The sequence below is a fragment of the Bacteroides sp. RTP31139st1_H2_RTP31139_211217 genome, from assembly GCF_040227615.1.
GTDB lineage: Bacteria > Bacteroidota > Bacteroidia > Bacteroidales > Bacteroidaceae > Bacteroides > Bacteroides uniformis.
Genome location: NZ_JBCNZM010000344.1, coordinates 1 through 1,410, shown reverse-complemented (window position 1 = coordinate 1,410; position 1,410 = coordinate 1). Strand labels below are relative to the sequence as shown.

Sequence of the window (1,410 nt, the reverse complement as noted above, 5' to 3'; positions counted from 1 at the left end):
TTTTATAAGCGTTCCCGTAATTACCGGAATGTCTACAATCCGGTAAGTTCTTTCATGCAGCCCCGTGATGACAAGGGAGAGTTTATCCGGAACTTCTCGCCGGACGACTATACTCCGCACATCTGCGAGAGCAACGGCTGGCAATACTTCTGGTCTGTGCAGCAGGATATTGACGGTTTGATAGTTTTGACCGGAGGTAAGGAACGGTTTGCCCAGAAGCTGGACAGTATGTTTACTTACAATCCTTCTGCAGATGATGAGTTGCCTATTTTCAGCACCGGGATGATTGGCCAGTATGCGCATGGAAATGAGCCTAGCCATCACGTCATCTATCTGTTCAATGCTGTGGATCAACCTTGGAAAACCCAGAAATATGCAGCCCGGGTGATGCGTGAACTCTACCAGAACACTCCTGCCGGTTTGTGCGGCAACGAGGATTGCGGACAGATGTCCGCCTGGTATGTGTTCAGTGCGATGGGCTTTTATCCGGTAGACCCGGTTGGTGGAAAATATGAAATCGGTACCCCCCTATATCCGGAAATGAAGATGCACCTGCCCGGTGGAAAGACCTTTACGGTACTGGCGCCGGCGGTGAGCAAGGAAAATTGCTACATTCAATCTGTCAAACTCAACGGTAAGAACTATGACAAAAGTTATATTACGCATGAACAGATAATGGATGGAAGTGTTTTCGAATTTGAAATGGGGGATAAGCCAGGTCAGGCATGGTACAGTCCCCGATAACCGGCTAACATATGAATGAACATTTCGACTTGACATATAAATCCCTTTTCCGCAGGTATTATACCAACCTGCTGTTCTATGCCACACGCATTGTGGGGGAAGAAGATGCGGAAGATGTGGTACAGGATGTTTTCGTGGAGCTGTGGAAGCGGAAAGATACCATGAAGGTGGGAGAGCAGATTCAGGCTTTTCTGTATAGGGCGGTGTATACCCGTGCCTTGAACGTTCTGAAGCATCGGGACATTGTGAGTGGCTATGAGGCTGTCATGCTCGAAATCCATAAAAAGAGGGTTGAGTTCTATCAACCTGACAGCAATGATGTGGTGAAACGGATAGAGGATGCCGAACTCAGGAGGAAGCTGTCCGATGCCATCAATGAATTGCCGGACAAGTGCCGGATGGTATTCAAACTCAGCTATCTGCATGATATGAAAAATAAGGAGATAGCTGATACGATGGGAGTGTCATTGCGTACGGTGGAGGCTCACATGTACAAAGCTTTGAAGTTACTGCGCGATAAACTGGGGTATCTGAACCTGATGTTGGCTCTGTTTTTCATCGGGAAAGTAAGTGTTTTTGCGAGCAGCGTTGTTTTATTATCATAATGAAGGAAAGAATGAATAAGTTGAATGAGGAGATATTGGCCAAGTTCCTTATGGGTGAATG

The 1,410-nt window shown here is 46.8% G+C and carries 2 protein-coding genes; both read left to right on the top strand.

Annotation, left to right across the window (positions count from 1 at the left end; genetic code table 11):
- Positions 1–744: glycoside hydrolase family 92 protein (locus ABUA47_RS24805; protein WP_349832293.1), on the top strand; the 744-nt coding region annotated here is incomplete at its 5' end.
- Positions 745–755: 11 nt separating this feature from the next.
- Entirely contained in the window at positions 756–1,349 is a 594-nt protein-coding gene (locus ABUA47_RS24800; RefSeq protein ID WP_005828885.1) for an RNA polymerase sigma-70 factor, read from the top strand.
- Positions 1,350–1,410: the final 61 nt, after the last annotated feature.

What these genes read in the sequence shown, in the direction of transcription:
- ABUA47_RS24800 (WP_005828885.1), top strand. Translation starts at nt 756, where the DNA reads ATGAATGAACATTTCGACTTGACATATAAATCCCTTTTCCGCAGGTAT.